A 24588-nucleotide genomic window follows, 5' to 3' on the forward strand; every position below is an offset into this window, starting at 1 on the left:
GCGTCAGGCCGCGACCGTCAGGCGCGGACGCTTGGCGGCATTGCTGCGCTCTTCCATCATGCGGATGCGCGTCAGGTCCTCGTCGGCGATGATGCTGTAATATTCGCGCTTGTTCTGCAGCCAGGCGAGCTCAAAGGCCACAGCGTTCGCCACGCCGGCCTCAAAGCCCGCGCTCTCGACCGCGGCGCCGTCGAACACCACCTTGCGCGTCTCGAAGCGGTCGAGCCGCACGCTGCGGATTTCGCGGAGCGCATCGGCCGCCGCCACCGCGACCGACCCGCCGACGACCAGTTCGAGGTCATGGCTTGCGCAGGCCTGCGCGGCGACCAGCACCGCATCGGTGATCGCACGGTCGTTGATCGCATCGCGCGCCATCCCGCGCGACAAGGTGAAATCGACGCGCCCGAAGACGATGCCGTCGATCTCGCGCGCCAGCGGCAGCATCGCATCCAGATTCTGCAGCGTGGTCTCGGTCTCGAGGTTGAACAGCAGGTTGGTGTCGCCGCGGTCGGCGCCATAGACCTTGCGGCCGGCATCGACGAATTTCGACAGCGCATAAGGCGTCTCGACCATCGGCGCGATGATGTAATCGGCACCATAGAGCTTCGACGCGTGCAGGTCGGTCACCGCCTCGCAGCCGCCGATCTTGAGCGCGAGTTTCAGGTCGGCGCGCCAGGTCAGTTCGAGCAGGCGGAGCAGCTCGTCGGGGCGTGTGCCCTCGGCCTCGAACTCGGCCTTGACGGCGACGACCCCATAATGGTCGCGGCCTTTCTTCAGCATGTCGAGCATGCGCTTCTCGGTGGCATTCATGTGGGCGTCTCCCTTCGATGAAAAGGCTGATGTCATCGGTAAAGACGAATGAGGGGGGCCGTTCCCGCAACGATTTCGACAGAAAAATATTTCCTCCTGCCGATCCAAGGGTGGCCGCGGACGGCTCCGTCATTACAGGAAATGCCCGTGCCCCCGGCCCTTCGCCCGACCCTCGCGCTGATGCTGCTCCCGCTCTTGGGCGGCGCCTCCTATGGCGAAGGAACCGCTCTCCCCTCGGGCGAAACCAGCGGGCAGCTTATGACCGGATGGACCGCGCCCGAGCCCGTCCCCGCACCCCCGATCGTCATCCACGACCCGCGAGCCAAGCAGGCCGCCCTGAAGGGATTGATCCGCCTGTCGTCGGGTTTCGGCATGCGCACCGACCCCATCCACGGCGGGCGCCGCGCCCACGTCGGCCTCGACATTCCCGGCGGCGCGGGCACCCCGATCCTCGCCTCGGCCCCCGGCCGCGTTGCCTTTGCGGGCCCGGCCGGCGGTTACGGCTGGATGGTCGAGATCGACCATGGCGGCGGGCTCGCGACGCGCTACGCGCATCTGTCGCAAATCCTCGTCGCGCGCGGTCAGGCGGTGTCGCTGCAACAGCCGATCGCGCTGATGGGCTCGACCGGCCGCTCGACGGGCAATCACCTGCATTTCGAGGTGCGGCTGAACGGCCGCCCGACCGACCCGCTCGGCTGGTTCGGCGGCGGCAGCATCCCCGCGCCCGCGCTAGGCAGCATGACGGTGCAGGCGCCCGCCGCGCCGCACATCTCCGCCTTCGCCAGCCGCACCGCGACCATTCCCTCGACCTCCGCCCTCCCCGGCGGCGCACAGGCGCGCTGAGCAATGTCCGGCGGCACCTCGGCAGGCCTGCAGGCCCTGATGGAGCAAGAGCGCGGGCGGCTGATACGCTTTCTCGCCGCACGCGGCGCGGGCGACGAGGCCGAGGATCTGTTCCACGAGCTGTGGCAGAAGATGGGGACGCTGTCCGACCGCCCCGTCGGCGAGCCCTTGTCCTATCTGTTCCGCGCCGCCGAAAATCTGATCCGCGACATACGCCGCGCCGCCGCCAGCCGCGACCGCAGGCACCAGGACTGGCACGACCTGGCCGACGCCCCCGCCGAGCGCCCCGGCGGCGAGCGCGCGCTCGTCGCGCGCGAGCAGCTGACGGCGATCGAGGCGGCGCTTGCTGGGCTCGGCCCGCGCGTCGATGCCATTTTTCGCCGCTACCGGCTTGACGGCGTCGGTCAGGCCGATATCGCGGCGGAATGGGGGATCAGTCTGAGCTCGGTCGAAAAGGACCTGCAAAAGGCGTATCGGGCGCTCGCCGAACTAAAGGCGCGTTTCGATGCGGAATAGGCCCCACCGCTTCGTCATGGGGTAAATCCCGTCGAAACAGGGAAGTGGGGAATGCCGACGCATCCATCTGAGCTGAACGAGGCCGCCCGGCATTGGGCGATCCGCGTCGGCGAACCCGCGTTCGACGACTGGGACGCGCTGACTGCCTGGCTGGAAGCGGACCCTAAGCATCTCGCCGCCTACGAAGCCGCGATCGACGGCGCCGATTGGGCGACCGATGCGCTGAAGCCGAAGGCGCCGTGAGCGATACGGGCACCCAGCCGCTGCTCAAAGACCTGCTCGGACCGGCAGCGCTGACGGCGATTGCCGATGCCGGCACGTCGGCGTCGCCACGCTTCGACCGCACCACCTTCCTCGCCGCGGCCTCCAACGGGATCGACACGCTGTCGATCATGGAGCGCGTGCGCCATATCGCCGCCGCGCTCGTCCCCGCGCTTCCCGCCGACTATCCCGCCGCACTCGATGTCCTGCGCGCGATGGCGCCGCGGCTGTCGGGCGGGTTCCAGGCGGTCGCGATCACCGACTATGTCGCGCAGCAAGGTCTGGCCGATTTCGACGCATCATTGGCGGCGCTCGCCGACCTCACGCGCTATGGCACCGCCGAATTCGCGATCCGGCCCTTCCTCGCCGCCGACACGGAACGGACGATGGCGGCGATGCAGCGCTGGACCGCGAACGACGACGAACATGTCCGCCGCCTCGCCAGCGAAGGCTGTCGCCCGCGCCTACCCTGGGCTGCGCGCGTGCCCGCGCTCAAGGCCGACCCGACGCTCGGCGCGCCGATCCTCGAGGCGCTGAAGGCCGACCCCGCCGTCTATGTCCGCAAATCGGTCGCGAACCACCTTAACGACATCGCCAAGGACCGTCCCGACTGGCTGCTCGATCGGCTGGCGGGCTGGCCGCAGGACGACCCGGCGACCAAATGGATCGTCCGCCACGCGCTGCGCACGCTGATCAAGGCGGGCGACCCGCGCGCGCTGGCGCTTATCGGCGTGGGCCATGGCGCCGAGGTCGCGGTCGGACGCTTCGCTGTCGAGCCGGCGACGGTGCGGCTGGGCGCGCAGATCGCGATCGCCGCCGACCTCGCCTCGACATCGGCGGCAACGCAGCCGCTCGTGATCGACTATCGCATCCATTATGCCCGCGCGGGCGGCAAAACCGCCGCCAAGGTGTTCAAATGGAAGGCGCTCGATCTGGCCGCAGGCGAGACCGCCGCGCTGTCGATCCGCCAGACCATCCGCGACTTCAGCACGCGGCGCCACCATCCGGGGCGCCACCGCATCGAATTGATCGTCAACGGCGAGGCGATGGCCGAAACGGCCTTCGACCTGCTCCCGGCCTGAACGGGGCTTACTCGCCCCGCCGCGCGGTTATTTGTTGCTCATCACCACGCACGGCTGGCTTGCCGAGCCGACCGCCGCACAGAATTTATCGGCCTCGCCCTTGGTCGCGAAGTCGCCCGCCTGCAGGCGCGTGAGCTTGCCGCTCTGGACCAGATAGGGCTGGTTCGAGGCCAGCGCAGGATATTTCTTTTCGAGCGCCACCCACAAGTTCCGTGCATTGCCCTGGTTCGAGAAGGCGCCGAGCTGCGCGCGCCACTTGTCGGCGCTCGCGGTACGCACGGGTGCGGCGGCGGCGGGCGGCGCGGGCTGCGGCGCGGCCTTGACCGGCGCAGGCGCGGGTTTCGGCGGAGCGGCAGCGGGCGGCATGTCCCCGCTCTCAGGCGGCGCGGCGTAGCTGGTGCCCGGCGCGCTCGGCGTCGGGGTCGCGGCGGGAAGTTCGACCGGCTTGATCGGCTGCGACGGCGCGCGCAGCGGCTGCGACACGATCGCCTTCGCGGCATCGGTCATCGCCCCGGTCGCGGCGGCGGTCGCGTTGGCAGCAACGAGGTCTTTCGGCGGCGCGCGCTCGGGGGTGATCACCGGCGGTGGCGTATAGCTGGTACCCGGGACCGAAGCCGGCAGGCTTGCGGTCTTCACCGGCGAAGGCGCAGGCGTCGGCGCGGTCGGCGCGGCGGCGTTGACCGCGGCGAGGCGTTCGCGCTGCTCGCTCTTTTCCATCTCGGGGATCATCGCGAGCCCCGCCTGGCGCTGGTCGAGCGGGATGAGGTTGTCGAGCTGGACGAGCCGCGCAGAGGCGATGCCGAGCCCGGCGTCGCTTGCGCGCTTGGTCAGCGCATAGGCGCGCGGCCAGTCCTGCGCGGCGAGGTCGCCGTTGAAGTGCGCGGTGCCCAGCACATATTGCGCGCGCGGTTCGCCGCGCGCCGCCGAGCGAGTGATGAAGGGCATCGACTCTTCGCGGCGGTTGGCGGTGAAGAGCACGAGCCCCAGATTATCCTCGGCCTGCAGATGCCCCTGCTTCGCGGCGCGGCGGTACCAGCCCTCGGCCTGCGCCAGGTCGGCGGGAACGCCGCGGCCGAGCTTGTAGGCCTGGCCCAGGTTGAACTGCGCATCGGGGTCGCCGGCGAGCGCAATCGGGCGCCAGATCGCGACCGCGCGCTGGTAATTGCCGCCTTCCCAGGCATCGACGCCGTCCTTGACGCTGGGCGCCGGCGTCGCCGCGGCGGGCGCCGCCACCGCGGGTGCGGCAAGCATGGGTGCCGCCAGCAAAGGCGCGGCTACGGCCATGATGGTGCGGGAAAAACGCATGTAAAATCTCCACTGACGCGCGCCGCGCGCAGATACCCGACCGCGTGCGGCAGCAGTCCCCGTCCCGGCTCTAAATCTAATTGGCTAACAGCGCGTTAGCGACGCCGCCGCCAAGCCGATCTTGATCCGGAACGGGACAGACTTTGCTTAAGCCCGCGTTTACCATGCAATCCCACGATCCGTTTACCTTCTTTTTCGCATCGTTAACCCAATCTTAGGGGCCCGCATGGCATTTCGAACCCGATTGTAGTCACATCAGGGGGACAGCTGTGCGCGTTTTGGCATTGGCTTCACAAAAGGGCGGATCGGGGAAGACCACCCTGTCGGGGCATCTCGCCGTGCAGGCCCAGCTCGCCGGCGCCGGCCCGGTCGTATTGATCGACATCGACCCGCAAGGCTCGCTCGCCGATTGGTGGAACGAGCGCGAGACCGACCTTCCCGCCTTTGCGCAGACCACGGTCGCGCGTCTGGCATCCGACCTCGAAATCCTGCGCCAGCAGGGCTTCAAGCTCGCAGTCATCGACACGCCGCCGGCGATCACCATGGCGATCCAGAGCGTGATCTCGGTCGCCGAGCTGATCGTCGTCCCGACGCGCCCCTCGCCGCACGACCTTCGCGCCGTCGGCGCCACCGTCGATCTGTGCGAACGCGCCGGCAAGCCGCTGGTGTTCGTCGTCAACGGCGCAACGCCCAAAGCGAAAATCACCAGCGAAGCCGCGGTCGCGCTGTCGCAGCACGGCACCGTCGCCCCGATCACGCTCCACCACCGCACCGATTATGCCGCGTCGATGATCGACGGCCGCACGGTGATGGAGGTCGATCCCAACGGCCGCTCGGCCGAAGAGATCCGCCAGCTCTGGTCGTATATGAACGACCGGCTCGAGAAGAATTTCCGCCGCACCGTCTTTTCGTCGCCGATCCCGGCGCAGGCGGGTTATGGCACGGTGCGCCCGATGGGTGGTGGCTTCGGCCGCCGCATCGCCGGCCAGTAAGGGGGATGGAAGCCATGGGCGAACCCAAACCCCTCGCATCGCTGAGCGCCGGCTTGCTCGCCCGCAAGGGCGCCGCACGCCCCGCCATGCGCCGCCAGCCGCTCGGCAGCGGCCCCGCGCCAGTGGGCCAAGTCGGTTACGACGACCTCGGCTGGAACGACATGGGCTATGACGTCGATCCGGTGCAGTCGAGCGAACCGACGCATATGGTCGACCTGAAACCGCTGCTGGCGGGATCGGTGCCCGAGCATAATGTCGAGGCCGAACAGGCGGTCGAAGACAGCTTCGGCCACGAACTGACCGACGCGCTCGCCGCCGATTTCGAACCGGAAACGGTCGAGATTCCCGAGATCGTGCGCCAGCAGGAATCGCTGAGCGACCGCGTCGCCGCGGTCGCGCGAAAGGTCGAGGCGCGCCCCGAAAAGACGGTCGCCGAGCCCAGGACGCCGCGCGCTCCGCGCGCGCTCCGCGCTCGCGAGAAAGCCGCCTTCACGCTGCGCCTCGACGCCGAACGCCATCTGCGCCTGCGCCTCGCGAGCGCGGTGACCGGCCGCTCGTCGCAGCTGATCCTGACCGAATTGCTCGACGATTACCTGGCTTCGCTGCCCGAGATCGACGCGATGGCCAGCCGCCTGCCCGCGGCGCGGCCCGCGCGCCGGACGATGCAATCCTGAAGCCGAACGGGGGACCTTCCATGAACCGCAATCTGCTGATGAAACTGGCCGTGTCGGGCTTCGTGCTCGGCCTGACCACCACCGGCTGCAGCACGAGCAAGATGGCGAACGCGCCGTCGAACGCGCTGGGCAAGCCCGAGACCGCCGCCAAGTCGGCCGACAAGGCGCGCGTCGCGCTCGAAGCCGGCAAGACCAGCAAGGGCGTCGCACTCGCCGAAGCCGCGGTCTCCGCCAGCCCGCGCGACGGGTCGTACCGCGCGCTGCTCGGCCAGGCCTATCTGGGCGACGGCCGATTCGCTTCGGCGAGCGCCGCGCTGAGCGAGGCGATGGAGCTGGGCGTCGAGGACAGCAACACCGTCCTCGCGCTGACGCTCGCCAATATCGCGCAAGGCAAGACGAGCGACGCGATGGCGCTGCTCAACCAATATCGCGACACGCTGCCCGCCTCCGACACCGGGCTGGCGCTGGCGCTCGCCGGCGACCATGAATCGGCGATCTATGTGCTGACCGAAGCCGCGCGCGCCGAAGGCGCCAGCGCGCGTACGCGCCAGAATCTCGCGCTCGCCTATGCCCTGTCGGGCCGCTGGGCCCAGGCGCGCATCCTGGCCTCGCAGGACCTGTCGCTCGCCAAGCTCGAAGGCCGCATGGCCGAATGGTCGAAGCTCGCCCAGGAACCGAGCGCGCCGCTGCGCGTCGCCAGCCTGATCGGCGCCAAGGCGCAGGCCGACGGCGGCATGCCGGTGCGCCTCGCGCTCGCAAATTTCTCGGACGTCCAGATGGCCGCCGCACCCGAACCGGTGCAACTCGCCAGCGCCGACCCGGCGCCGGTCGATGCCTTCGCCCCGCCGCCGCCGGTCGCGAGCGAAGCCGCGATCCGCACGGTCGAACTGCCGATGCCGCAGCGCGACGCGAACGGCGTCGTCCCGGTGACCGAACTGCCCTCGCCCGCCGCCGCGCCGGTGATCCTGGCCGAGGCCAAGCCCTATCGCGCCGAACCCGCCGCGCGGCCCTTCGCGGAAGCCGCGCGCGACCTCGCGGCGAAATTCGTACCGCAGATCGCCGCCTTCGACGCCAAGAAGCCCACGGGCTGGGCGGTTCAGCTCGGTGCCTATGACACGCTGGGCATCGCCAAGGAAAAATGGGGTTCGCTCAAGAAGAAGAACGGCCAGCTCGCGTCGCTGCCTGCGTCGAGCCACGCCGCGAACGTCAAGGGCCGCACCTTCTATCGCCTGACCGTCAACGGCATCAAGAGCCAGGCCGACGCCGCGCGGCTGTGCAGCGAATTGCGCGCCGACGGCCAGCAGTGCTTCGTCCGCCAGATGGGCGGCAGCGAAAGCATCCAGTGGGCCGCCGCCGCCAAGCCGGTTCGGCTGGCTTCGCGCTAAGCAGATACGCCGCTTCTTGCGGGAGAGATGGGGCGTGGCCTGGGGGCCGCGCCCCTTTTTGTTGGGCCGCCCGAAACCGCACCACGCGTCAGAACCAGGCGCGCACCCCCGTCACCAGGCTGACGCTGCTCCTGTCCTCGCCCACGGCGCGCGCGAAGCGTGCGGTGTCGCCGAATTTGCGCGCCCATTCGACCCCGACATAGGGCGCGAATTCCCTAACGATCTCGTAGCGGAGGCGAAGGCCGAGCTCCATGGCGGAGAGGCCCGACCCGACGCCGAGCGCAGGCACATCCTGCGCCGCGACATTGAACTCGGCCATCGGCTGCAGGATCAACTGCTGCGTGATGCGCTGGTCGTAATATCCCTCGATCCGCGCGCTGACATCGCCCTTGTTTGACACGAACAGTGCACCCTCGATCTCGAACCAGTATGGCGCGAGCCCCTCGAAGCCGATCGTCGCATAGGTCCGGTCGGGCCCATGCCCCAGATCCTGTCGGACACCCGCCTGCAGGTTGAAATAGGCGTCGACCGCGCGGCTGTAGAGCAATTGCGTCTCGACGCTTTCGATCGCTTCGCCGAAATTGCCCTCGCCCTCGCTCTTCACAGTCACGCGGTTGATGTCGCCGCCGTACCAGCCCTCGGCGTCCCAGCGATAGCCGTCGCGCCCCTTGCGCGCCTGATATTCGGCGAGATTGAAGCTCAGGACGGCGGTGGTCTGCGCGCCATTCTCCAGCATCATCGCGTGGCGCGAATGCTCCATCTCGCCCTTGGGATAGAGACGGTCGGCGTACCAGTCGGCCGGGGGCGGCGGCGCGGGGGCATCGCCGGCGGGGAGATCGGTTCCGACCGCGCCGGTGGCGGTTCCCGGACTTTCCTGCGCGGGCGTACAATGCCCCATCGCGGCATGCTCGGGCGCGCAAGCCGTGTCGGGCGCCGACTTTTCGGGCATGGGCATCGGCGCGGGCTGAGCGCCACCATGCCCCCCATGCCCGCCATGCTGCGCCGCCGCGGGGACCGTGAAGGCGAAGGCCGAAAGCCCGGCGAACAGCAATGCCGCGCGCATCATGCTGCCTCCCCCTTCGGCCGCACGCTGACGACGCGCATCATGCCGGCGTGCATGTGATAGAGGAGGTGGCAGTGGAACGCCCAGTCGCCGAGCGCGTCGGCGGTGAAGTCGAAGGTCGCGATGCCGCCCGGCTGGACGATCACCGTATGCTTGCGCGGCGCGCGGTCGCCCTTGCCCGTCACCAGCTCGAAGAAATGGCCGTGCAGGTGGATCGGGTGGACCATCATCGAATCGTTGATCAGGTTCACGCGCACGCGCTCGCCCTCGATGAAGGGGATGGGCTCGTGATGATCGGACATCTTCACGCCGTCGAACGACCACATGAAGCGCTCCATATTGCCCGTCAGGTGGATGTCGAGCGAGCGGCCGGGCGCGCGGACGTCGGGGTTGCGCTCGAGCGCGACGAGGTCGCGATAGGTCAGCACCTTGTGCCCCACATCCTCCAGCCCCTGCCCCGGCTCGCCCATGCGGTCGACGGGGATGGGCGAGATCGTCTGGACGCTGGGGTCGCGCTTGACCTGCGGCGCGACGTCGAAGTCGCGCATGCTGTGGTCCATGCCGCCCGCACCATGCCCCATCGCGGCATGGTCGACGCCCGCATCGGCGGCGGACGTGCAATGCCCCATTGCGGCATGCTCGGGCGCGCAGGCCGCGTCGCCGCCGCCCGCCATGGCGCCCATGCCCATGTCCTTCATCGTCGCGAGTGGGCGCTTGCGGAGCGGCGGAACCTCGGCGGTCATGCCCGCGCGCGGCGCCAGCGTCGCGCGCGCCATGCCCGAGCGGTCGTTGACCTCGGCAATGAAGCTGTACGCGCGGTCCGCTGCGGGGGTGACGATCACGTCATAGGTTTCGGCCACCCCGATCTGGAACTCGTCGACCGGCAGCGGCACGACGTTGAGCCCGTCGGCCTGCACGATCGTCATGCCGAGCCCCGGGATGCGGACGTTGAAGATCGACATCGCCGAGGCGTTGACGATACGCAGCCGCACACGCTCACCCGGCGCGAACAGCGCGGTCCAATTGTCTTGCGGGCCATGGCCGTTGATCAGGAAGGTGTAGGTCGAGCCGTTGACGTCGGCGACGTCGGTCGGGTCCATCCGCATCTCGCCCCATTTCACGCGTTCCTTGAGCACCTGGTCCTCGCCCGCGAGCAGCCCGCGGAGCGTCTGGCGCTGCCTGTTGAAATGCCCCGGATTGACCTTGAGCTTGCGAAAGATCGCCTCGGGCGACAGGCGGCTGTGGTCCGACAGCACGATCACATGCTCGCGGTCGTAGGCGACGGGGTCGGCTTCCCTGGGGTCGATGATCAACGGGCCATAATGGCCGATCTGTTCCTGCAGCCCCGAATGGCTATGGTACCAATAGGTCCCCGCCTGCACGACGGGAAATTCATAGACGAAGGTCGAGCGCGCCTTGATGCCCGGGAAGCTGACCCCCGGCACGCCGTCCATGTGAAAGGGCAGGATCAGCCCGTGCCAGTGGATCGAGCTTTCCTCGTCGAGGTCGTTGACCACGGTCAGCCGCGCCTGCTGGCCTTCCTTCAGCCGGACGAGCGGCCCGGGGACGGTGCCGTTGATCCCGATCGCGCGGCTGACCTTGCCATCGACGCGCATCGTCTGGCGCGCGATGCGCAGCGTGATGTCCGTGCCCGACACGGTCGGCAGCTGCGACCGGAGACCGGCCGACACCGGCTGCGCCCAGGCGGGAAACCAGGCGGCGAGCGCCGCCGCGGCGCCGCCGCCCGCTGCCGCGCCAATAAAGTGCCGCCGACCGATCCGCATGATAGTCCCGTCTTCCTCTTGTATCCGAAGAGCATACGCACGCGCGGCGCGCACCCCTTACGCGTCCAGAATCGCGCGGAGTTTCGCGCGCGCACGATAGAGGCGCGTCTCGACCGTCTTTTCGCTGACGCCCAGCATCTCCGAGGTCTCGGCTTGGCTCAACTCCTCGGCCCCGCGCAATATGATCACTTCGCGCAGATTGGCCGGCAGGTCCAAAATCGCGCGTTGCACCCGCGCCAGCTCGGCGCGGTCGCTCGCCGCGACGTCGATCGCCGGGCCATCGCCCGCGACGTCATAGGCGCTTTCGAGCGGCAGCGCGCGCGCAAAAAAGGCGCGGACCTTGCGGCGGCGCGCCCAGTCGCGGCATTTGTTGAGCGCGATGCGCGAGATCCAGACGCGGAACGGCCGCGCCCCGTCGTAGCGCGCGAGCGCGGCGAAACCCGCAACGAAGCTTTCCTGCACCAGATCCATCGCCTCGCCCTCGTCGCCGACATGCGCGCGGATCAGGCGAAAGACCGGCGCCTTGTAGCGTGCCAGCAACTCGCGATACGCGTCCTGCCCGCCCGCAAGCGCGAGCGCCGCGAGCTCGCGGTCGCCAAGCTGCGCCAGCGCGGCGGTCACCTCGCATCGGCGGTCAGCGCCTTGACCACATGCTTGTCGAACAGCACCGCCTGGTCGGCATCGAGGACGCTGCGCATCGCGAACAGGTGCCGCAGCGTTTCCTTCTGCAATTCGCCCATCACCATATGCGTGTCGTCGATCGCCGCGGTGACGCGCGGGCCATAGCCATGCTCGGCCTCGATCGCCTGCGCAAGGCGGGTGTTCGCGGCGCGCATCTCGCCCTCCAGCGCCGCGCGGCGCCCCGCGAAGCGCGCCTCGATCGCCTCCAGCCTTTTTTCCTGATCCGCCGACAGCGTCAGTTCGCGGTGGAGCAGCGCGTGGAGCTCGGTCTCGCTCTGCCGCGGCGCATCGACGAGCAGCCGGCCGGCGAAGACGCCGGCAAGCGCCGCGACGAAGGCCATGAAACCGATAATCGCGACCCGGCGCATCAGCGCGCGTCCAGCAAAGTCGAGGGCGCAAGCGGGCTCGCCGAAATTAGCGGGGTGAGCGGGCTCGCAGCGACCGCATGCGGCGCGAACGCGCTGCCCGCCACCACCCCGCCGCCGAGCGAAAACAACGCTGCGACCACCATCAGCCGCCGCGTCGCCGCCATCTCGGCCTTGCGCGCCGCCAGCCCGGCGAGCACGCGGTCGTCGAGCGCGTCCAGCGCCCGCGGCAGCGCCGCGGCATTCAACTTTCGAAACGCATCGTCCATCGCCCGATCACCGGTCCTTTCACCAGCCCCATACGCGCCCGCGCGCACGACCCCTCATCCCCTTTTTCACCAACCGGGCGCGAGGGGCGCCGCCGCGCCCTGCGTATTAGCAGCACGACCCTGCGATTGGAGCCCAATATGATGAAGCCCGCCCTCGCCGTCCTTGCCGCCACGGCGCTCGCCCCGTCGTCGACCGCCGCGCTGGCGCACGCAAGGCTGATGACCTCCACCCCGCCACCAACGCCACGGTGGGCAAGGTCACGACGATCAAACTCCAATTCAGCGAAAAGCTGATCGCCGCGACCGTACGCGCCGATCTGGTGATGACCGGCATGCCAGGCATGACCGACCACCCGCCGATGAAGATCGCGATCGGCTCGGCGCTGGGCAAGGACGGCAAGTCGATGACGCTCATCCCGAAGCGCGCGCTCGCCCCCGGCACCTACAGGGTGACATGGTCGGCGGCGGGCGCCGACACCCACCGCAAGGGCAGCGACTTCGCCTTCACGGTGAAATAGGTGGTCATGGCCGGCCCGCTCATGACCGGCATCAGGTTCCTGCTCTTCGCCGACTGATGCTCGTCATGGGGCTGGCGGCCTTCCTGCTCCACGCGCTCCGTGCCGACGAGCGCGAAGATGCGGCGCTGGTCGCCGGGCTGACCGCGCCGCAGCCCTGGCTCTGCGGCCTCGCCCTGCTAGTCTCGCTCGGCGGCATGCTGGTGCTCACAGCGAACATGCTGGGCGTCGCGGTGACCGATGTCGGCTCCGACATGCCGGCCGCGATGGCTTTCGAGAGCGACGCCGGCAAGGCGTGGATCGTACGCACGTTCGCGCTGGCGGTCGCCGCGATCGCTGCGACGCGGCTCGGCCAGAGCCCGGTGGCGGCGATACGCGTTCTGGCCTTGGCGGGAGCGGTTGCGCTCGCCAGCCTCGTCTGGTCGGGCCACGCCGCCGCGACCGAGGGCCTCGCCGGCACGATCCACCGCCTCGCCGACGCGCTGCACTTCATCGCCGCGGGAATCTGGCTCGGCGCGATCGCCGCTTTCCTGATCCTGCTGCGCCCGGTGGCGGGCGACGCCGGGCAAGCACGGCTCGACCTCGCCGCGCGCAGCCTCGACCGGTTCGCGCGCGTCAGCACGCTCTGCGTGCTCACCGTGGCCGCGACCGGGCTGGTCAATCTGCAGGCGATCGTCGGGATCGGCCGGGCCGGGCAACTCCTCGAGTCCGCCTATGGCCAGCTGCTCGTCGCCAAATTACTGCTCTTCGCTGCGATGCTCGGCTTCGCCGCGCTCAACCGCTGGCGGCTGGTGCCCGCCCCGGCGCTCGTCGGCGGCGCATCGACCCGCGCGATCCGCACCAGCCTCGCGCTCGAAGCCCTCGCTGCGGCGCTGATCCTCGCGCTCGTCGCCGCGCTCGGGCAACTCGAGCCCTGAGTGGCCGCTTTCGCCATATTCGCCGATCCGGCCCATATGGCCCTCGCCCCTGGCAGCCCAAACAAATGCCAGAGGGCGCTTGTCATCATCCGGCCTCGCTGTTAGAGGCGCCGGCGTTGCCGCTTTAGCTCAGTTGGTAGAGCACATCATTCGTAATGATGGGGTCACAGGTTCGAGTCCTGTAAGCGGCACCATTTTCCTGTTCGCCAACGGCCGGGAATGGTTGCAAAAACCCCGAAAATCTGCCAAAAATTAAGTCGGAACGGTCGCCGATGTGCGCGGCTGGTCGCCGACAATCGCATGCCGCAGGGGGTATGTGTGGGGGTATTTGGCAAATGTGCCGTTTAAAATACCCCCAAATTGCCGGTGACGGATTGGGAGATACCCCCAATGGCGTTGACGGTAACCGCGATAAAAGCAGCAAAACCGAAGGCGAAACCGTATAAATTGGCCGACGAAAAGGGGCTGTCCCTTATCGTGTCGCCATCCGGGGGTATGTTGTGGCGCTGGAAATATCGCGTCGATGGCATCGGCGCCGATGGCCAGCCCAAGCGGATCGAAAAGATGCTGGCGCTGGGCGCTTATCCCGACGTCGGCTTACAGGCGGCACGCGAGCGGCGCGACGCCGCGCGCCAGCAACTCGCCAGCGGCATCGATCCGGCCGAAAAGAAACAGCGCGACAAGCGGGCTGCCAAGATTGGCGCCGCCAACACCTTTCACGCCGTGGCGACGAAATTCATCGAGAAATGCCGCCGTGACGGGCTGGCGGAAACGACATTGCGGAAACGGCAATGGACCTTGGGACTGGTCGCGCGTGCCATCGGCAATCGCCCGATCGCCGAAATCAAGCCGATCGATATTCTCGACGCGGTGCGCCCTTATGAGGCCGCGAAGAATCACGAAAAGGCGCGGCGGACACTGGAATTCGTCGGCGCCGTCTTTCGCTATGGCGTCGCAAACCAGTTGGTCGCCGCCGACCCCACGCGCGATCTGCGAGGCGCGCTGGCGTCGCGTAAGCCCAAGCATCTGGCGGCAATACTCGACCCCAAGCGCGTCGGTGAGCTGCTGCGCGCGATCGACGGTTACGAGGGTCAGGGCATCACCCATATCGCGCTGCGACTGTCGCCGCACGTATTTGTCCGGCCGGGCGAGTTGCGGAAGGCGGAATGGCGCGAAATAGACTTCGACGCGGCGGTCTGGAAAATCGACGCCGCCAAGATGAAGGGGCGGCAGGAACACGCCGTGCCGCTGTCGAAACAGGCGCTGGCGTTGCTTCGCGAAGCCCATGCGCTCACCGGCGACGGGCAGTTTGTCTTTCCGTCGGTTCGCACGCCGCGCCGCCCAATGTCCGAAAACACGATCAACGGCGCGCTTCGCCGCTTGGGCTTCACCGGCGACGAAATGACCGCGCACGGCTTTCGCGCTATGGCCAGCACCTTGCTGAACGAAAGCGGCAAGTGGCAGCCGGACGCCATCGAACGCGCGCTGGCGCACAAGGACCGCGACCAAGTGCGCGCCGCCTATCATCGCGGGGCGCATTGGGCGGAGCGCGTTGAAATGGCGCAATGGTGGAGCGATCATTTGGAAACGCTGCGGAATGGCGCCGAGATAATCCCCTTGCGCGCGGGAGCCTGAATGCACGACGGTCTATGACCGCTAACGACCGATTGCGGACCGTAAGCGGCGCTTCATCATATCCGGCACTCATTAGGACGCGCCTTGTCTGCTCATCTTGTAGAAAGCGGCCCAATCGGCAAATCGAGCGATACGCTCCCAAAACAGGCCGCGCGTGGCTGCAAAGTTATGCATGTGACTCATCCGTGGGCAGACAAAGATGTCGACAGAGGGTGATGATCGATAAGCGCGAGGCTCACCTGGCACATCCGCTGTCGTGTCTCGTTCACCCATCCCGACGAGCACCGGCACGGTGACTGCAGCAGCCTCAGGCGCAACCGCTCCTGGCGTTAGGCAACTCTGAGCTACCGCTCCTGGCGTCGTTAATGATCCCCACGGTTGGCAGACGACGCCCACTTGTCTGGCTGGGTCATGGATGTGAAAGAACCGCGCAAGGTCGACCAGGGCGATTGATTTCATTTCGGCATCATAATCGTCGGCGAAATGAAATCCCCATAGCATCGGGTGCTCGGCTACCGCTGAAGCGGCATCCCCCCCTATTGCCATCTTGCTTTTGAAGCGCTGGACGGCCCCCGCGTTCACCACAACGGGAACAGCGCCGTGAAGCAGCGTGTCGCGTGGCAGCCATGGCGCGACAATCGGTTCTGTCCCAGGGCGTACGGGTGGATGAGTATGCACCGCTGAATAGCCGAGCACTGCAATGCCATCGTAACAGTGGTAGCGTCCCTGCTGGATGATAGTCAGACAGCCTCCCATCGATTGGCCGATACCGATTTTGACCGGATCGATAATCTTTGGAAATTCCTCGACTAACGCGCCCTCGGCCAGAAGGCGCAATATTTCCGTCTCTGCCGCCATATTGGCGGCGGCCGTCGTCGTATAGTCGAGTTTTGCGGCGTCGTGGATGCTGGAGTCACCGACGCCCAGATGATCGACAGAGACGAAAATCCAGCCGCGCTGTGCGTGCCAATCCGCCTGCGCGCCGCGAACGGGACCGGGTAGATCAACCGTGTAATAACCGCGGGAATAACCACCGCCGGGTTTGGCGAAGCAAACGATAGGTGGGGATGGCATGGTTGAAGGATCGGGCAGCGTCACGGTGACGGCTATGTGCGCGTCCTCCCCAAGTTCGACAGCGGGCGTCACATCGATGTTAAATTCGATGGCTCTCATTTTCGCATTCTCCCCAACTTTGTTCGCCACACGAATCGTGTCCACAGGTGTGGACATAAGCGCATGTCGGGAGCGTGGCTAGTGGGAGCTTTCGACAACCATCTGCAGTTGTTCGGCTAACCATTGATCTGTCATGGCACCAGCATCAGCGGTTTCGGGCTCTAGGTTGAGTATGCGGCTGTACAAAAAATATCCACTACAGATCATTGATATGCGAACTGCCAGTTTCCTCGCATCAGAACCGCCCAACCAATCGGCGATTGGCTGCACAACCTGCTGTTCCATGAGGCGAAGTGCGATGGCGCGCGAAGTGGGGTCGGACGTTGCAAAGATCAGCATTTGGACGGGTTGAACGTCGGTGCCGCGTTCACGCCCAAAAAAGGCGGCGGCTCGTGCTCCGAAGGTCTCGCGAGGTCCGTCGAGAAGTGGCCCTACATTGAGTGTCTCTGCCAGCGCACGCTCGAATAGACGCTCCTTGGGTCCAAAGTAGCGTTGAATGAGGGTCGTATCGCAACCAGCCATCGCGGCAATCGCTCTCAGGCCCACGTCCCCATAACCCCGCGAGGAAAACGCGTGTTGAGCGGAGGTCAAAATGCGAGCGCGTGTTGCGTCGGCAGTAGACAGCCTTCGCCCCCCTGCGTCCTTTCCATCCACCAGCATGGAGGCCAGAATAGCCAGACAACTAGGAGATGGGAAATTGTTTCCCCTGCATCTTTACCATCCTATTGACAGGCTCATCCTAACCACATCATTCCGACCGCAACCGTCCGCTTTCCACCCCATTACAGACGTTCGGCGGTTTGGCAGCAACGACGGTAGCCACAGGTCGGACGGAGGCCCATCTGGACATAGCGAAGAATGGTGCGATGATCCGCCCATGGAAACGCTCAATAGTCGGCACGCCGAATGATACCGCTAAGCGAGGCAATTGACTTCCTAAGCCAGTGCGCACCGCACGCTTGGGTGAAGCGTATGCTGCACGCCATGTTCTTGACCGACGAACTCCAGCCGTATTTTCTGTCCGGCCGTGTGAAGTCGGAAGTTAGCGTAGGCGAGATTTTGCTCGCTTTACCGGACAAAATGCTGGAGCCCCCTTCTGCTAAGCGAGACGCTGCGGTCAGAGAAAAATTCAGCCCCGAAATTGCCGACGCCATCAAAGATAAGAATTGGACCGACACATTCGTCGAATATGATACGGAGATTGAACCAGTCGAGGGCTTTGTGTTCGCCGAACTTGGTTTTATCCACTACGGAACAATAGACTGGAACAAGGGCGATCTTATTTGCGACTATATTCCAGAACGGGGTGAAAGACCTGATCATCTTTTTCATGGCATCGAGGACATGCTTGGGACGGAATATGAACGTAATACTTCGACTGCGGAGTTTCGGGGCATGTTCCTTCCCATTGACAAGATCGAATTGCTTTTGCCGACTCACCGATTGATCCCGTCGGATCAACGGGCTTTAGGGCCGTCGCCAGAGAGGCGACCGATCGGGCGACCGCCCAAATGGGATTGGGAAGGCGCGATGGCGGCTGTCGGCGCGTCCGCAAAGGAACGCGGCCTGCTGACAGGCGAGCCGGGCACGCAAGCCAAGATTGAAGCTGCCATGTCCGAATGGTTCATCGAACAAACGGGCGACGCTCCCACTATCAGCCAAATTCGCGGACGCGCCAGCCGGTTGGTCGAAATGGTCGAAAAGTCGAAAAAGGACGATTGAGGCCTTTTAGGCCATACAGGCCGCGCGCCGTACAACTTTCTGCGAATCACGCTCCCGCATCCGCTGGCATCCCGGCGGACAATCGCTGGAGCATGAAATGGACGTCCTATTTGTATCGGTCAATGACGCCGCCAAGATTTTGAACCTGGGCCGCACGTCAATTTATCAATTGATCAACGCGGGAACGCTGGAGACCCGAAAAATGGGTCGCCGCCGCGTCATCACGACGGAATCGATCCGGCGCCTCGCCGACACCGGCCTTTGAGCGCACCATGTCGGGTAAGCGGGTCAATCCGCGCTTGGTGAAGCTACATCGGAGCTACAGCGTCGGCGAACTGGCGGCTTGTCTGGGCGTGCATAAAAACACGGTGCGCCATTGGCAGGACGAGGGCTTGGCGCCGATCGAGCGCGCCCGGCCGCTGCTGTTTCCGGGCGGCGCGGTGCGCGAATGGCTCACCAAGCGCAACGCATGTCGCAAGCGGCCCTGCCCGGCAGGAACGCTTTATTGCTTCCGGTGCCGCGAGCCGCGCCCGCCAGCGTTGGGGCTGGTCGAATATGTGCCGAGGAATTCGACGTCGGGCAGCGTGCGGGCGATCTGCGCGACGTGCGAAACGGTGATGCACCGGGGCGCGCGCCTTGCGTCGCTGGCGGCGATTCTGCCCGGCTGCGACGTCCAAATGGCGGAGGCACCAACACGATTAAAGGGCTGTTCCTCGCCCCCCTTAAATTGTGACTTGGAAAGGCAGACGATCAAATGACGAAATACAGCGCCGCGAACGAGCGGATCAAACGGGAATATTTCGCCTATCTGAAGGAAGCGAAGGGCCGCGACGACGCGACGATCGACGGCGTTGCAAAGTCGCTGGCGCGCTTTGAGGAATCGACCAAGGCGCGCGAGTTCAAGCGCTTTCACCGCGAACAAGCCAAGGCGTTCAAGGCGGCGCTGGCAAAGGCGGTCAATGTCCGCACGGGCGAGCGTATCAGCAAGGCGACAATGAATTCGACGCTGCGCGATCTGCGCGCCTTCTTTTTCTGGCTCGCTCACCTGCCCGGCTACAAATCGCATATCGCCTATGCCGACGCCGACTATTTCAACCTGTCCGACAAGGACGTCGCCGTGGCGCGGGCGAAACGCGAAAAGCGCGTACCGACGTTGGCGCAGGTCCGCCATGTTTTGTCCGCCATGCCGTCGGCAACGGTGCTGGAGCGGCGCGACCGGGCGCTGGTCGCCTTTGCCGCCTTGTCCGGGGCGCGTGTCGGCGCGCTCGCGTCGTTCCGCTTGGGCCATGTCAATCTGGCGGATGGCTATGTCGAACAGGATGCGCGCGTCGTGCGCACCAAATTCGCCAAGACCTTTCGTACTTACCTAATGCCGATCGATGACGGCGCGCTGGCGCTGTTTACCGAATGGGTTGGCGAGCTGGAGAGTGAGCATCATTGGGGGAGCGACGATCCGCTGTTCCCGGCGACGGAAATGGGGCTAGGCGAGGATGGCGGCTTTCGTCCGGCCGGGCTGTTGCGCAGCGGCTGGAGCACGACGCCGCCGATCAACGCGGTGTTCCGCCGCGCTTTCGAGGTGGCGGGCCTGCCCTATTACAACCCGCATTCGTTCCGCGACATGCTGGTGCGCCATGCCATGACGTTAAACCTGTCGCCGGAAACGATGAAATCGCTGGCTCAAAACTTGGGCCACGCCGACGTGCTGACGACGTTTACAAGCTATGGCAACGTTCCGGTGCATCGGCAGGGGGAATTGATCCGGGCGATGGGCCAAAACTCCGATGCAGGCGACGTGCTGAACGACCCCAATGTGCGGGCGCTGATCGCGGCGATTCAGGCGAAGGGAAATGGCGGCTTGCCCGGCAAGGGTGCGGGCCGCTAAGCCATCCCCAAAGGGGAGCGCGCGCGTGCCGGAACTGCAATTCAAGGGCAAGGAATTCGTCCATAATCACCATTTGACGGTGCCGTTCCGGCCGCTGGAAATCGATGCGGCCAAGGGCATCGGAGCGCCCGCGCTCGACGGCAATCTGATCATTCACGGCGACAATCTGCACGCGCTGAAGGCGTTGCTGCCGACGCACGCGGGCAAGGTAGACTGCATCTTTATCGACCCGCCCTACAACACCGGCAACGAAGGCTGGGCGTATAACGATAACGTCAATTCGCCGATGATCCGCGAATGGCTTTCGGGCAATCCCATCGGCCTGGAAGACGGGCTACGGCACGACAAATGGGCGTGCATGATGTGGCCCCGCCTAAAGTTGCTGCATGAACTGCTGGCTGAGAATGGCAGTTTCTGGATGACTTTGGACGAGAATGAGATTCAGCACGCGCGTTGTATTCTCGATGAAATCTTTGGCGCATCTAACTTTGTTGACACCGTCATTTGGCACAAGAACTACGCCCCAAAGGCGACAGTGCAGTATTTCTCATCTGACCACGATTACCTACTCGTCTACGCGAAAAAAATCGACCTTTGGCTTCCTAACTTATTAGCTCGAACAGGGGCGCAAGACGAGGTTTATCGCAATCCTGACAACGATCCTCGCGGCCGGTGGCGCCCAAACAATCTTGCTGCGAGAAATTATTACAGCAAAGGGACTTATTCAATCACGTGCCCATCGGGACGGGTTATTCCGGGTCCGCCGCAGGGGTCCTATTGGCGCGTCTCGGAAGAGAAGTTACGATCCTTAGACGCAGACAATCGAATTTGGTGGGGCGAGGACGGAAACAATGTTCCCGCTCCAAAAATCTTTCTTAGCGAGGTCCGCGAAGGGCGGGTGCCGCAGACGCTTTGGCATTGGAGCGAGGTTGGTCACACTCAGGAAGCCAAGAGGGAATTGCTGCAAATATTCTCGGATAGGGATGACGTATTCATCACTCCAAAGCCTACCCGCTTGATCGACCGAGTGCTGGCGCTGGCGGTGAGGGCAGAAGGAAATCCCGTTGTCCTAGATTCCTTTTCAGGGTCCGGCACAACGGCCCACGCGGTCCTCGCCGCCAACGCCCGCGACGGCGGCAATCGGCACTTCATTTTGGTTGAGGGCGAAGATTACGCCGACACGCTAACCGCCGAACGAGTGCGCCGCGTCATTAACGGCTACAGTTTCACGGGGACGCAGCGGGAGGAACTGCTGCGCGAGCCCCTGACCTTTTCCAAGCTCCGCAACGCTAACGCCTTGCTGGAAAAGGTGCAGGGCATCGAAACCCTCGACGGCCCCAAATATGATCGCATCAAATCGACGGTGAAGGATGGCGCACTGATCGTCACCGGCGAACGCGACGTTGCCGAAACAACGCCGGGGTTGGGCGGCGCCTTCACCTATTGCACGCTGGGCGCCCCGATCGAAATGGACGCGATCCTTTCGGGCGAAGCTTTGCCGTCACTCGACGCGATGGCGGGGCTGTTGTGGCATACCGCGACCGCGCAGCCGTTCGATCCGGCCGCGATGGCGCCCGCGCCCGATATCGGCGAGGGCGCGATGCGGCTGGGCGAATTCGCGGGGCGGACCTATTGGCTGTTCTATCGCGACGATCTGGACTGGCTGAAATCGGGCGAGGCGGCGTTGTCGCTGAGCAAGGCGCGGGCGATTGCCGCGACGACGCCGGGCAATCATCTTGTCTTTGCGCCCGCCAAATTCGTGTCGCGCGAGTTGCTCGCTCGCGAAGGGCTGGACGTCGAATATGCGCCGCTGCCGTTTGCGCTCTATCGGCTGGAAACCGCCTGACATGGCATTTCGCGAACTGGATTATCAGGCGCGGGCGTTGCGAGCGCTCGACGACTGGCTGGAACGGCTGGCGAAGGAAAAGGCCGAGGCCGACGAAATAGCGGCCCTGTTCGCAAGCAAACCGAACCTGAAGCAAATCATCCCCGACTTTGCCGCCGACGCTTGGGCGCGGCTGGCGGCGGACAAGGGGGTGCCGGGTGGACGCCCCTATGCGCCGCGCCAGTCGGGCGACGGTCGGCCGGTGCCCAATGCGACGCTGAAAGTGCCGACGGGCGGCGGCAAGACCTATCTGGCGTGCGCTGCGCTGTCGCGCATCTTTGGCCGCTATATGGCGGCGAATACGGGCATGGTGCTGTGGATCGTGCCCAATGAGGCGATCTATAGCCAGACGCTGAAGGCGCTGCGCGACCGCGACCATGCCTATCGCCAGACGCTCGACCGCGCGGCGGCGGGGCGCGTCGTCATCTTGGAAAAGGGTGACACGCTGAACCGCCAGGACGTCGCGGCGAACCTGTGCGTCATGGTGTTGATGCTGCAATCGTCTAACCGCGAAAATCAGGACAGCCTTCGCCTGTTCCGCGACCGGGGCGACGTGCATGGTTTCGTCCCCGGCGAAGGCGAGCAAGCGGCGCACAAGGCGTTGCTAGACGCAGTGCCTAATCTTTCGACCTATGATCTGGGCGACGGCATCTCGGCTTGGCCGATGGTCAAATCGAGCATGGGCAACGCGATGCGGATCATCCGGCCGGTTGTCATCATGGACGAAGGCCAGCGCGCGGTCAGTGACCTGGCCTATCGCACGCTTTATGGTTTCAACCCTTCGCTGGTGCTGGAACTGACCGCGACGCCCAAGGACGTTGCGGCGCGTGCCGCGACCCGCACGGCGCCCGCGCGCGAAGGCCGGGCCGCGAATATCCTTGTCGAGATCACCGGGCGCGAACTGGAGCGCGAGGGCATGATCAAAATGCCCATGAATGTCGCCCCTATGCCGGGCACCGAATGGCAGGCGACGCTGGCCAAGGCATGGGAGCAACTGGAGGCGCTGGACCGCACCGCGCGCGCCTATCAGGGCGATGGCGGGCGCTATATCCGGCCGATCCTGTTGATTCAGGTCGAACGCACCGGCGCGGAACAGGCTGACGCGGGCTTCATTCATGCAAACGACGCGCGCGACTGGCTGAAAGCGGTGGCGCAGCTCGACGACGACGAAATCGCGTTTAAGACCGCCGAAACCAATGATCTGGACAAGCCGGAGAACCGCGACCTGCTAAGCCCGCAATGCCGGGTTCGCGCGATCATCACCAAGGCGGCGCTGGCGGAAGGGTGGGATTGTCCCTTTGCCTATGTGCTTTGCGCGCTCGCAGCGAACGGCAACGAAGGCGCGATGACGCAGCTTGTCGGGCGCATCCTTCGCCAGCCGCACGCGACCAAGACCGGCGTGGACGCGCTCGACGAATGCTATGTGTTCGCGCACCGCGCCGACACGCGAGCGACGGTGGACGCGATCAAGCGCGGGCTTCAGGGCGACGGGCTGGGCGATCTGGCGATCGACGTGATGCTGGCATCGGGCGCCGGTGCGACAGGCGGCGCGGCGCGAACAATCTACCGGCGGCCGGAATTCAGGGCAGCCGCGATTGCCCTGCCGCAGGTGCTGTTTCTTGAGGGAGAGGGCGCGGCGCGCCCGCTGGACGCTGAGACCGATCTGTTCCCGTATGTCGATTGGGGGCTGGTCGATCTGGGCGCATTGGCGGCGACGCTGCCCAAGGATCGACCCGCTAGCGATCATCAACTTGTTCGGTTGCGCGCAGGCGATGCGGGCGTCGAATCGGAACAGGCTTCTGCGATCATCGGCGACGCCGCATTCGACGCGGCTTATGCGGTGCGTTCGATCGCCGACATTGTGCCGAACAGCTTTACCGCTTGGGGACTGATCGACGCGCTTGTCGGTAAGCTGCGGGGGCTGGGCTGGACCGACGCCGCCATCGGGCGCCACGCTTCCTTCATCATCGAAGAATTGCGCAAGTTGCTGGCTACCGAACGCGATAACCAGTCGGCGGCGCTATTCGCGGCGGGGCTGGAAAGCGGCGCGGTGCAATTTGCGTTGCGTGGCGACGACCGCGACTGGCGCGCGCCCGCCACGATCGCGACGGCGCAGGCCGAGGGCGCCCCCCAATTGACCGCATCGAATGGCGGGCCGCTGGAGCGCAGCCTGTTCCTGCCGATCTACCGGGCCGATCTGAACGACGCGGAACAAAGCGTCGCCGTCTATCTCGACCGCTATGACGCGGTGCGCTGGTGGCACCGGAACGGATCAACGCGCGGCAACTATGGCTTGCGCGGCTGGCGGCGCGGCAACGTCTATCCCGACTTCCTGATCGCGGCCGCGCGCGACGAAGCGGAGAGCGAACGCGTCGTTGTGATGGAAACCAAGGGCGAACAGCTCGCCGGGAATCACGACACCGAATATAAGCGGGCATTGCTCGCGTCCCTGACTGCCGCGTTCGGCCGGGATGCGCGCGGCGGCGCGCAACTGGACTTGGCCGAGCCGTTCACCTTTGGCGCGGCCGTCGTCATGTTCGACGATCTGGACGCCCAATTTCCGGCGCTCATTCGGGGTGGCTAGCGAAATTAATTTCGAGCGGTGGGGGTACATTTGGGGGTACGGGCACCTCTGCGTCAAAACTATTCACGCAAAGTCAATTACTTAAGTTCACAAGTCTAGTCCTGTAAGCACCACTACCTTCAGCAGAGAAATCCGGGACGTAAGGCCAAAGGGGCTTTCGCGTGGGACGTTCTTTGGGTCCTGTTTGGGTGGCTTTGGGCAGGAAGAACGGCCCGACCCACGCTATACCCCGGTCCCAACATATC

Annotated in this window: 25 protein-coding genes and 1 tRNA gene; 17 read left to right on the forward strand and 9 right to left on the reverse strand. The window is 65.5% G+C overall.

The window, feature by feature from the left end:
* Positions 1 to 3 precede the first annotated feature (3 nt).
* Positions 4 to 810, reverse strand: coding sequence for an aldolase/citrate lyase family protein (locus tag BWQ93_RS09425; RefSeq protein WP_232314781.1), 807 nt, complete (start codon positions 808 to 810; stop codon positions 4 to 6).
* A 147-nt stretch (positions 811 to 957) separates the two neighbouring features.
* On the opposite strand from BWQ93_RS09425, the gene BWQ93_RS09430 reads away from it, so the two are divergent.
* From BWQ93_RS09430 to BWQ93_RS09445, 4 genes are read left to right on the forward strand one after another with little or no spacing between them, the layout of a single operon-like run.
* Complete coding sequence (locus tag BWQ93_RS09430; RefSeq protein WP_232314782.1) at positions 958 to 1653, forward strand: M23 family metallopeptidase; 696 nt, start codon at positions 958 to 960, stop codon at positions 1651 to 1653.
* A gap of 3 nt (positions 1654 to 1656) precedes the next feature.
* Positions 1657 to 2169, forward strand: coding sequence for an RNA polymerase sigma factor (locus BWQ93_RS09435; protein WP_077030320.1), 513 nt, complete (start codon positions 1657 to 1659; stop codon positions 2167 to 2169).
* 51 nt (positions 2170 to 2220) lie between these two features.
* Positions 2221 to 2412 (forward strand): DUF4880 domain-containing protein, encoded by a 192-nt coding sequence (locus tag BWQ93_RS09440; protein WP_077030321.1) that lies wholly within the window; start codon positions 2221 to 2223, stop codon positions 2410 to 2412.
* Positions 2409 to 3512, forward strand: coding sequence for a DNA alkylation repair protein (locus BWQ93_RS09445; protein WP_077030322.1), 1104 nt, complete (start codon positions 2409 to 2411; stop codon positions 3510 to 3512). Before BWQ93_RS09440 ends, BWQ93_RS09445 begins: the two co-directional genes overlap by 4 nt.
* A 27-nt stretch (positions 3513 to 3539) precedes the next feature.
* Here BWQ93_RS09445 and BWQ93_RS09450 read toward each other — a convergent pair whose 3' ends face one another.
* On the reverse strand, positions 3540 to 4817 hold the full coding sequence (locus BWQ93_RS09450) for an SPOR domain-containing protein (protein WP_156878192.1): 1278 nt from the start codon (positions 4815 to 4817) through the stop codon (positions 3540 to 3542).
* 269 nt (positions 4818 to 5086) lie between these two features.
* Here BWQ93_RS09450 and BWQ93_RS09455 point away from each other — a divergent pair, with 269 nt between their 5' ends.
* The 3 genes from BWQ93_RS09455 to BWQ93_RS09465 are packed head-to-tail and all read left to right on the forward strand — an operon-like array spanning position 5087 to position 7868.
* Positions 5087 to 5809 carry a ParA family protein gene (locus tag BWQ93_RS09455; protein WP_077030324.1) on the forward strand — a complete coding sequence of 241 codons (723 nt, stop codon included), beginning with the start codon at positions 5087 to 5089 and terminating at the stop codon, positions 5807 to 5809.
* 14 nt (positions 5810 to 5823) lie between these two features.
* Complete coding sequence (locus tag BWQ93_RS09460) at positions 5824 to 6483, forward strand: hypothetical protein (RefSeq protein WP_077032306.1); 660 nt, start codon at positions 5824 to 5826, stop codon at positions 6481 to 6483.
* A 20-nt stretch (positions 6484 to 6503) separates the two neighbouring features.
* Entirely contained in the window at positions 6504 to 7868 is a 1365-nt protein-coding gene (locus tag BWQ93_RS09465) for an SPOR domain-containing protein (protein ID WP_077030325.1), read from the forward strand.
* Between the two features lie 88 nt (positions 7869 to 7956).
* Here BWQ93_RS09465 and BWQ93_RS09470 read toward each other — a convergent pair whose 3' ends face one another.
* From BWQ93_RS09470 to BWQ93_RS09490, 5 genes are read right to left on the reverse strand one after another with little or no spacing between them, the layout of a single operon-like run.
* Entirely contained in the window at positions 7957 to 8934 is a 978-nt protein-coding gene (locus BWQ93_RS09470) for a copper resistance protein B (protein WP_077030326.1), read from the reverse strand.
* Positions 8931 to 10715 carry a copper resistance system multicopper oxidase gene (locus tag BWQ93_RS09475; protein WP_077030327.1) on the reverse strand — a complete coding sequence of 595 codons (1785 nt, stop codon included), beginning with the start codon at positions 10713 to 10715 and terminating at the stop codon, positions 8931 to 8933. Before BWQ93_RS09475 ends, BWQ93_RS09470 begins: the two co-directional genes overlap by 4 nt.
* Before the next feature lie 57 nt (positions 10716 to 10772).
* The gene (locus tag BWQ93_RS09480) at positions 10773 to 11336 is read right to left on the reverse strand and encodes an RNA polymerase sigma factor (protein ID WP_077030328.1); all 564 of its coding nucleotides are present in this window, start codon (positions 11334 to 11336) and stop codon (positions 10773 to 10775) included.
* Complete coding sequence (locus BWQ93_RS09485; RefSeq protein ID WP_077030329.1) at positions 11333 to 11764, reverse strand: periplasmic heavy metal sensor; 432 nt, start codon at positions 11762 to 11764, stop codon at positions 11333 to 11335. Before BWQ93_RS09485 ends, BWQ93_RS09480 begins: the two co-directional genes overlap by 4 nt.
* Complete coding sequence (locus BWQ93_RS09490; RefSeq protein WP_077030330.1) at positions 11764 to 12030, reverse strand: hypothetical protein; 267 nt, start codon at positions 12028 to 12030, stop codon at positions 11764 to 11766. The genes BWQ93_RS09485 and BWQ93_RS09490 overlap by 1 nt, the downstream gene beginning before the upstream one ends.
* 248 nt (positions 12031 to 12278) lie before the next feature.
* Between BWQ93_RS09490 and BWQ93_RS09495 the strand changes: the two genes are divergently transcribed.
* The 4 genes from BWQ93_RS09495 (at position 12279) to BWQ93_RS09510 (ending at position 15097) form a co-directional block, all read left to right on the forward strand.
* Entirely contained in the window at positions 12279 to 12548 is a 270-nt protein-coding gene (locus BWQ93_RS09495) for a copper resistance protein CopC (RefSeq protein WP_232314783.1), read from the forward strand.
* Positions 12549 to 12604: 56 nt separating this feature from the next.
* Positions 12605 to 13462 carry a copper homeostasis membrane protein CopD gene (gene copD, locus BWQ93_RS09500; RefSeq protein ID WP_232314784.1) on the forward strand — a complete coding sequence of 286 codons (858 nt, stop codon included), beginning with the start codon at positions 12605 to 12607 and terminating at the stop codon, positions 13460 to 13462.
* Positions 13463 to 13580: 118 nt separating this feature from the next.
* Positions 13581 to 13656, forward strand: a tRNA-Thr gene (locus BWQ93_RS09505).
* 196 nt (positions 13657 to 13852) lie between these two features.
* Positions 13853 to 15097, forward strand: coding sequence for a tyrosine-type recombinase/integrase (locus tag BWQ93_RS09510; protein ID WP_077030331.1), 1245 nt, complete (start codon positions 13853 to 13855; stop codon positions 15095 to 15097).
* A 72-nt stretch (positions 15098 to 15169) separates the two neighbouring features.
* Here BWQ93_RS09510 and BWQ93_RS09515 read toward each other — a convergent pair whose 3' ends face one another.
* Both BWQ93_RS09515 and BWQ93_RS09520 read right to left on the reverse strand, forming a co-directional pair.
* Positions 15170 to 16270 (reverse strand): hypothetical protein, encoded by a 1101-nt coding sequence (locus BWQ93_RS09515; protein WP_077030332.1) that lies wholly within the window; start codon positions 16268 to 16270, stop codon positions 15170 to 15172.
* Positions 16271 to 16348: 78 nt separating this feature from the next.
* Positions 16349 to 16930: a TetR/AcrR family transcriptional regulator gene (locus tag BWQ93_RS09520; RefSeq protein ID WP_077030333.1), complete on the reverse strand. Its 582-nt coding sequence runs from the start codon at positions 16928 to 16930 to the stop codon at positions 16349 to 16351.
* A gap of 330 nt (positions 16931 to 17260) precedes the next feature.
* On the opposite strand from BWQ93_RS09520, the gene BWQ93_RS09525 reads away from it, so the two are divergent.
* From BWQ93_RS09525 to BWQ93_RS09550, 6 genes are all read left to right on the forward strand, one after another.
* A complete protein-coding gene (locus BWQ93_RS09525) occupies positions 17261 to 17992 on the forward strand; it encodes a hypothetical protein (protein ID WP_198040508.1) in 732 nt (243 codons plus the stop codon).
* A gap of 97 nt (positions 17993 to 18089) precedes the next feature.
* Positions 18090 to 18257, forward strand: coding sequence for a helix-turn-helix domain-containing protein (locus tag BWQ93_RS09530; protein ID WP_077030335.1), 168 nt, complete (start codon positions 18090 to 18092; stop codon positions 18255 to 18257).
* A gap of 7 nt (positions 18258 to 18264) precedes the next feature.
* Complete coding sequence (locus BWQ93_RS20790) at positions 18265 to 18750, forward strand: helix-turn-helix domain-containing protein (protein ID WP_156878194.1); 486 nt, start codon at positions 18265 to 18267, stop codon at positions 18748 to 18750.
* On the forward strand, positions 18747 to 19874 hold the full coding sequence (locus BWQ93_RS09540) for a tyrosine-type recombinase/integrase (protein ID WP_077030337.1): 1128 nt from the start codon (positions 18747 to 18749) through the stop codon (positions 19872 to 19874). The genes BWQ93_RS20790 and BWQ93_RS09540 overlap by 4 nt, the downstream gene beginning before the upstream one ends.
* A 25-nt stretch (positions 19875 to 19899) precedes the next feature.
* Positions 19900 to 21720, forward strand: a complete 1821-nt coding sequence (locus BWQ93_RS09545) for a site-specific DNA-methyltransferase (RefSeq protein ID WP_077030338.1) — start codon at positions 19900 to 19902, stop codon at positions 21718 to 21720.
* A 1-nt stretch (position 21721) separates the two neighbouring features.
* Entirely contained in the window at positions 21722 to 24343 is a 2622-nt protein-coding gene (locus tag BWQ93_RS09550) for a DEAD/DEAH box helicase (RefSeq protein WP_077030339.1), read from the forward strand.
* Positions 24344 to 24588: the final 245 nt, after the last annotated feature.

Source organism: Sphingopyxis sp. QXT-31, from assembly GCF_001984035.1.
Lineage (GTDB): Bacteria > Pseudomonadota > Alphaproteobacteria > Sphingomonadales > Sphingomonadaceae > Sphingopyxis.

Excerpts from the sequence above, each read along its gene's own strand:
- BWQ93_RS09465 (WP_077030325.1), top strand. The coding sequence starts at position 6,504 with ATGAACCGCAATCTGCTGATGAAACTGGCCGTGTCGGGCTTCGTGCTC.
- BWQ93_RS09460 (WP_077032306.1), top strand. The coding sequence starts at position 5,824 with ATGGGCGAACCCAAACCCCTCGCATCGCTGAGCGCCGGCTTGCTCGCC.
- BWQ93_RS09485 (WP_077030329.1), bottom strand. The coding sequence starts at position 11,764 with ATGCGCCGGGTCGCGATTATCGGTTTCATGGCCTTCGTCGCGGCGCTT.
- BWQ93_RS09515 (WP_077030332.1), bottom strand. The coding sequence starts at position 16,270 with ATGAGAGCCATCGAATTTAACATCGATGTGACGCCCGCTGTCGAACTT.
- BWQ93_RS09475 (WP_077030327.1), bottom strand. The coding sequence starts at position 10,715 with ATGCGGATCGGTCGGCGGCACTTTATTGGCGCGGCAGCGGGCGGCGGC.
- BWQ93_RS09510 (WP_077030331.1), top strand. The coding sequence starts at position 13,853 with ATGGCGTTGACGGTAACCGCGATAAAAGCAGCAAAACCGAAGGCGAAA.
- BWQ93_RS09530 (WP_077030335.1), top strand. The coding sequence starts at position 18,090 with ATGGACGTCCTATTTGTATCGGTCAATGACGCCGCCAAGATTTTGAAC.
- BWQ93_RS09520 (WP_077030333.1), bottom strand. The coding sequence starts at position 16,930 with ATGCTGGTGGATGGAAAGGACGCAGGGGGGCGAAGGCTGTCTACTGCC.
- BWQ93_RS09440 (WP_077030321.1), top strand. The coding sequence starts at position 2,221 with ATGCCGACGCATCCATCTGAGCTGAACGAGGCCGCCCGGCATTGGGCG.
- BWQ93_RS09550 (WP_077030339.1), top strand. The coding sequence starts at position 21,722 with ATGGCATTTCGCGAACTGGATTATCAGGCGCGGGCGTTGCGAGCGCTC.
- copD (WP_232314784.1), top strand. The coding sequence starts at position 12,605 with ATGCTCGTCATGGGGCTGGCGGCCTTCCTGCTCCACGCGCTCCGTGCC.
- BWQ93_RS09490 (WP_077030330.1), bottom strand. The coding sequence starts at position 12,030 with ATGGACGATGCGTTTCGAAAGTTGAATGCCGCGGCGCTGCCGCGGGCG.
- BWQ93_RS09540 (WP_077030337.1), top strand. The coding sequence starts at position 18,747 with ATGACGAAATACAGCGCCGCGAACGAGCGGATCAAACGGGAATATTTC.
- BWQ93_RS09435 (WP_077030320.1), top strand. The coding sequence starts at position 1,657 with ATGTCCGGCGGCACCTCGGCAGGCCTGCAGGCCCTGATGGAGCAAGAG.
- BWQ93_RS20790 (WP_156878194.1), top strand. The coding sequence starts at position 18,265 with ATGTCGGGTAAGCGGGTCAATCCGCGCTTGGTGAAGCTACATCGGAGC.
- BWQ93_RS09425 (WP_232314781.1), bottom strand. The coding sequence starts at position 810 with ATGAATGCCACCGAGAAGCGCATGCTCGACATGCTGAAGAAAGGCCGC.
- BWQ93_RS09450 (WP_156878192.1), bottom strand. The coding sequence starts at position 4,817 with ATGCGTTTTTCCCGCACCATCATGGCCGTAGCCGCGCCTTTGCTGGCG.
- BWQ93_RS09470 (WP_077030326.1), bottom strand. The coding sequence starts at position 8,934 with ATGATGCGCGCGGCATTGCTGTTCGCCGGGCTTTCGGCCTTCGCCTTC.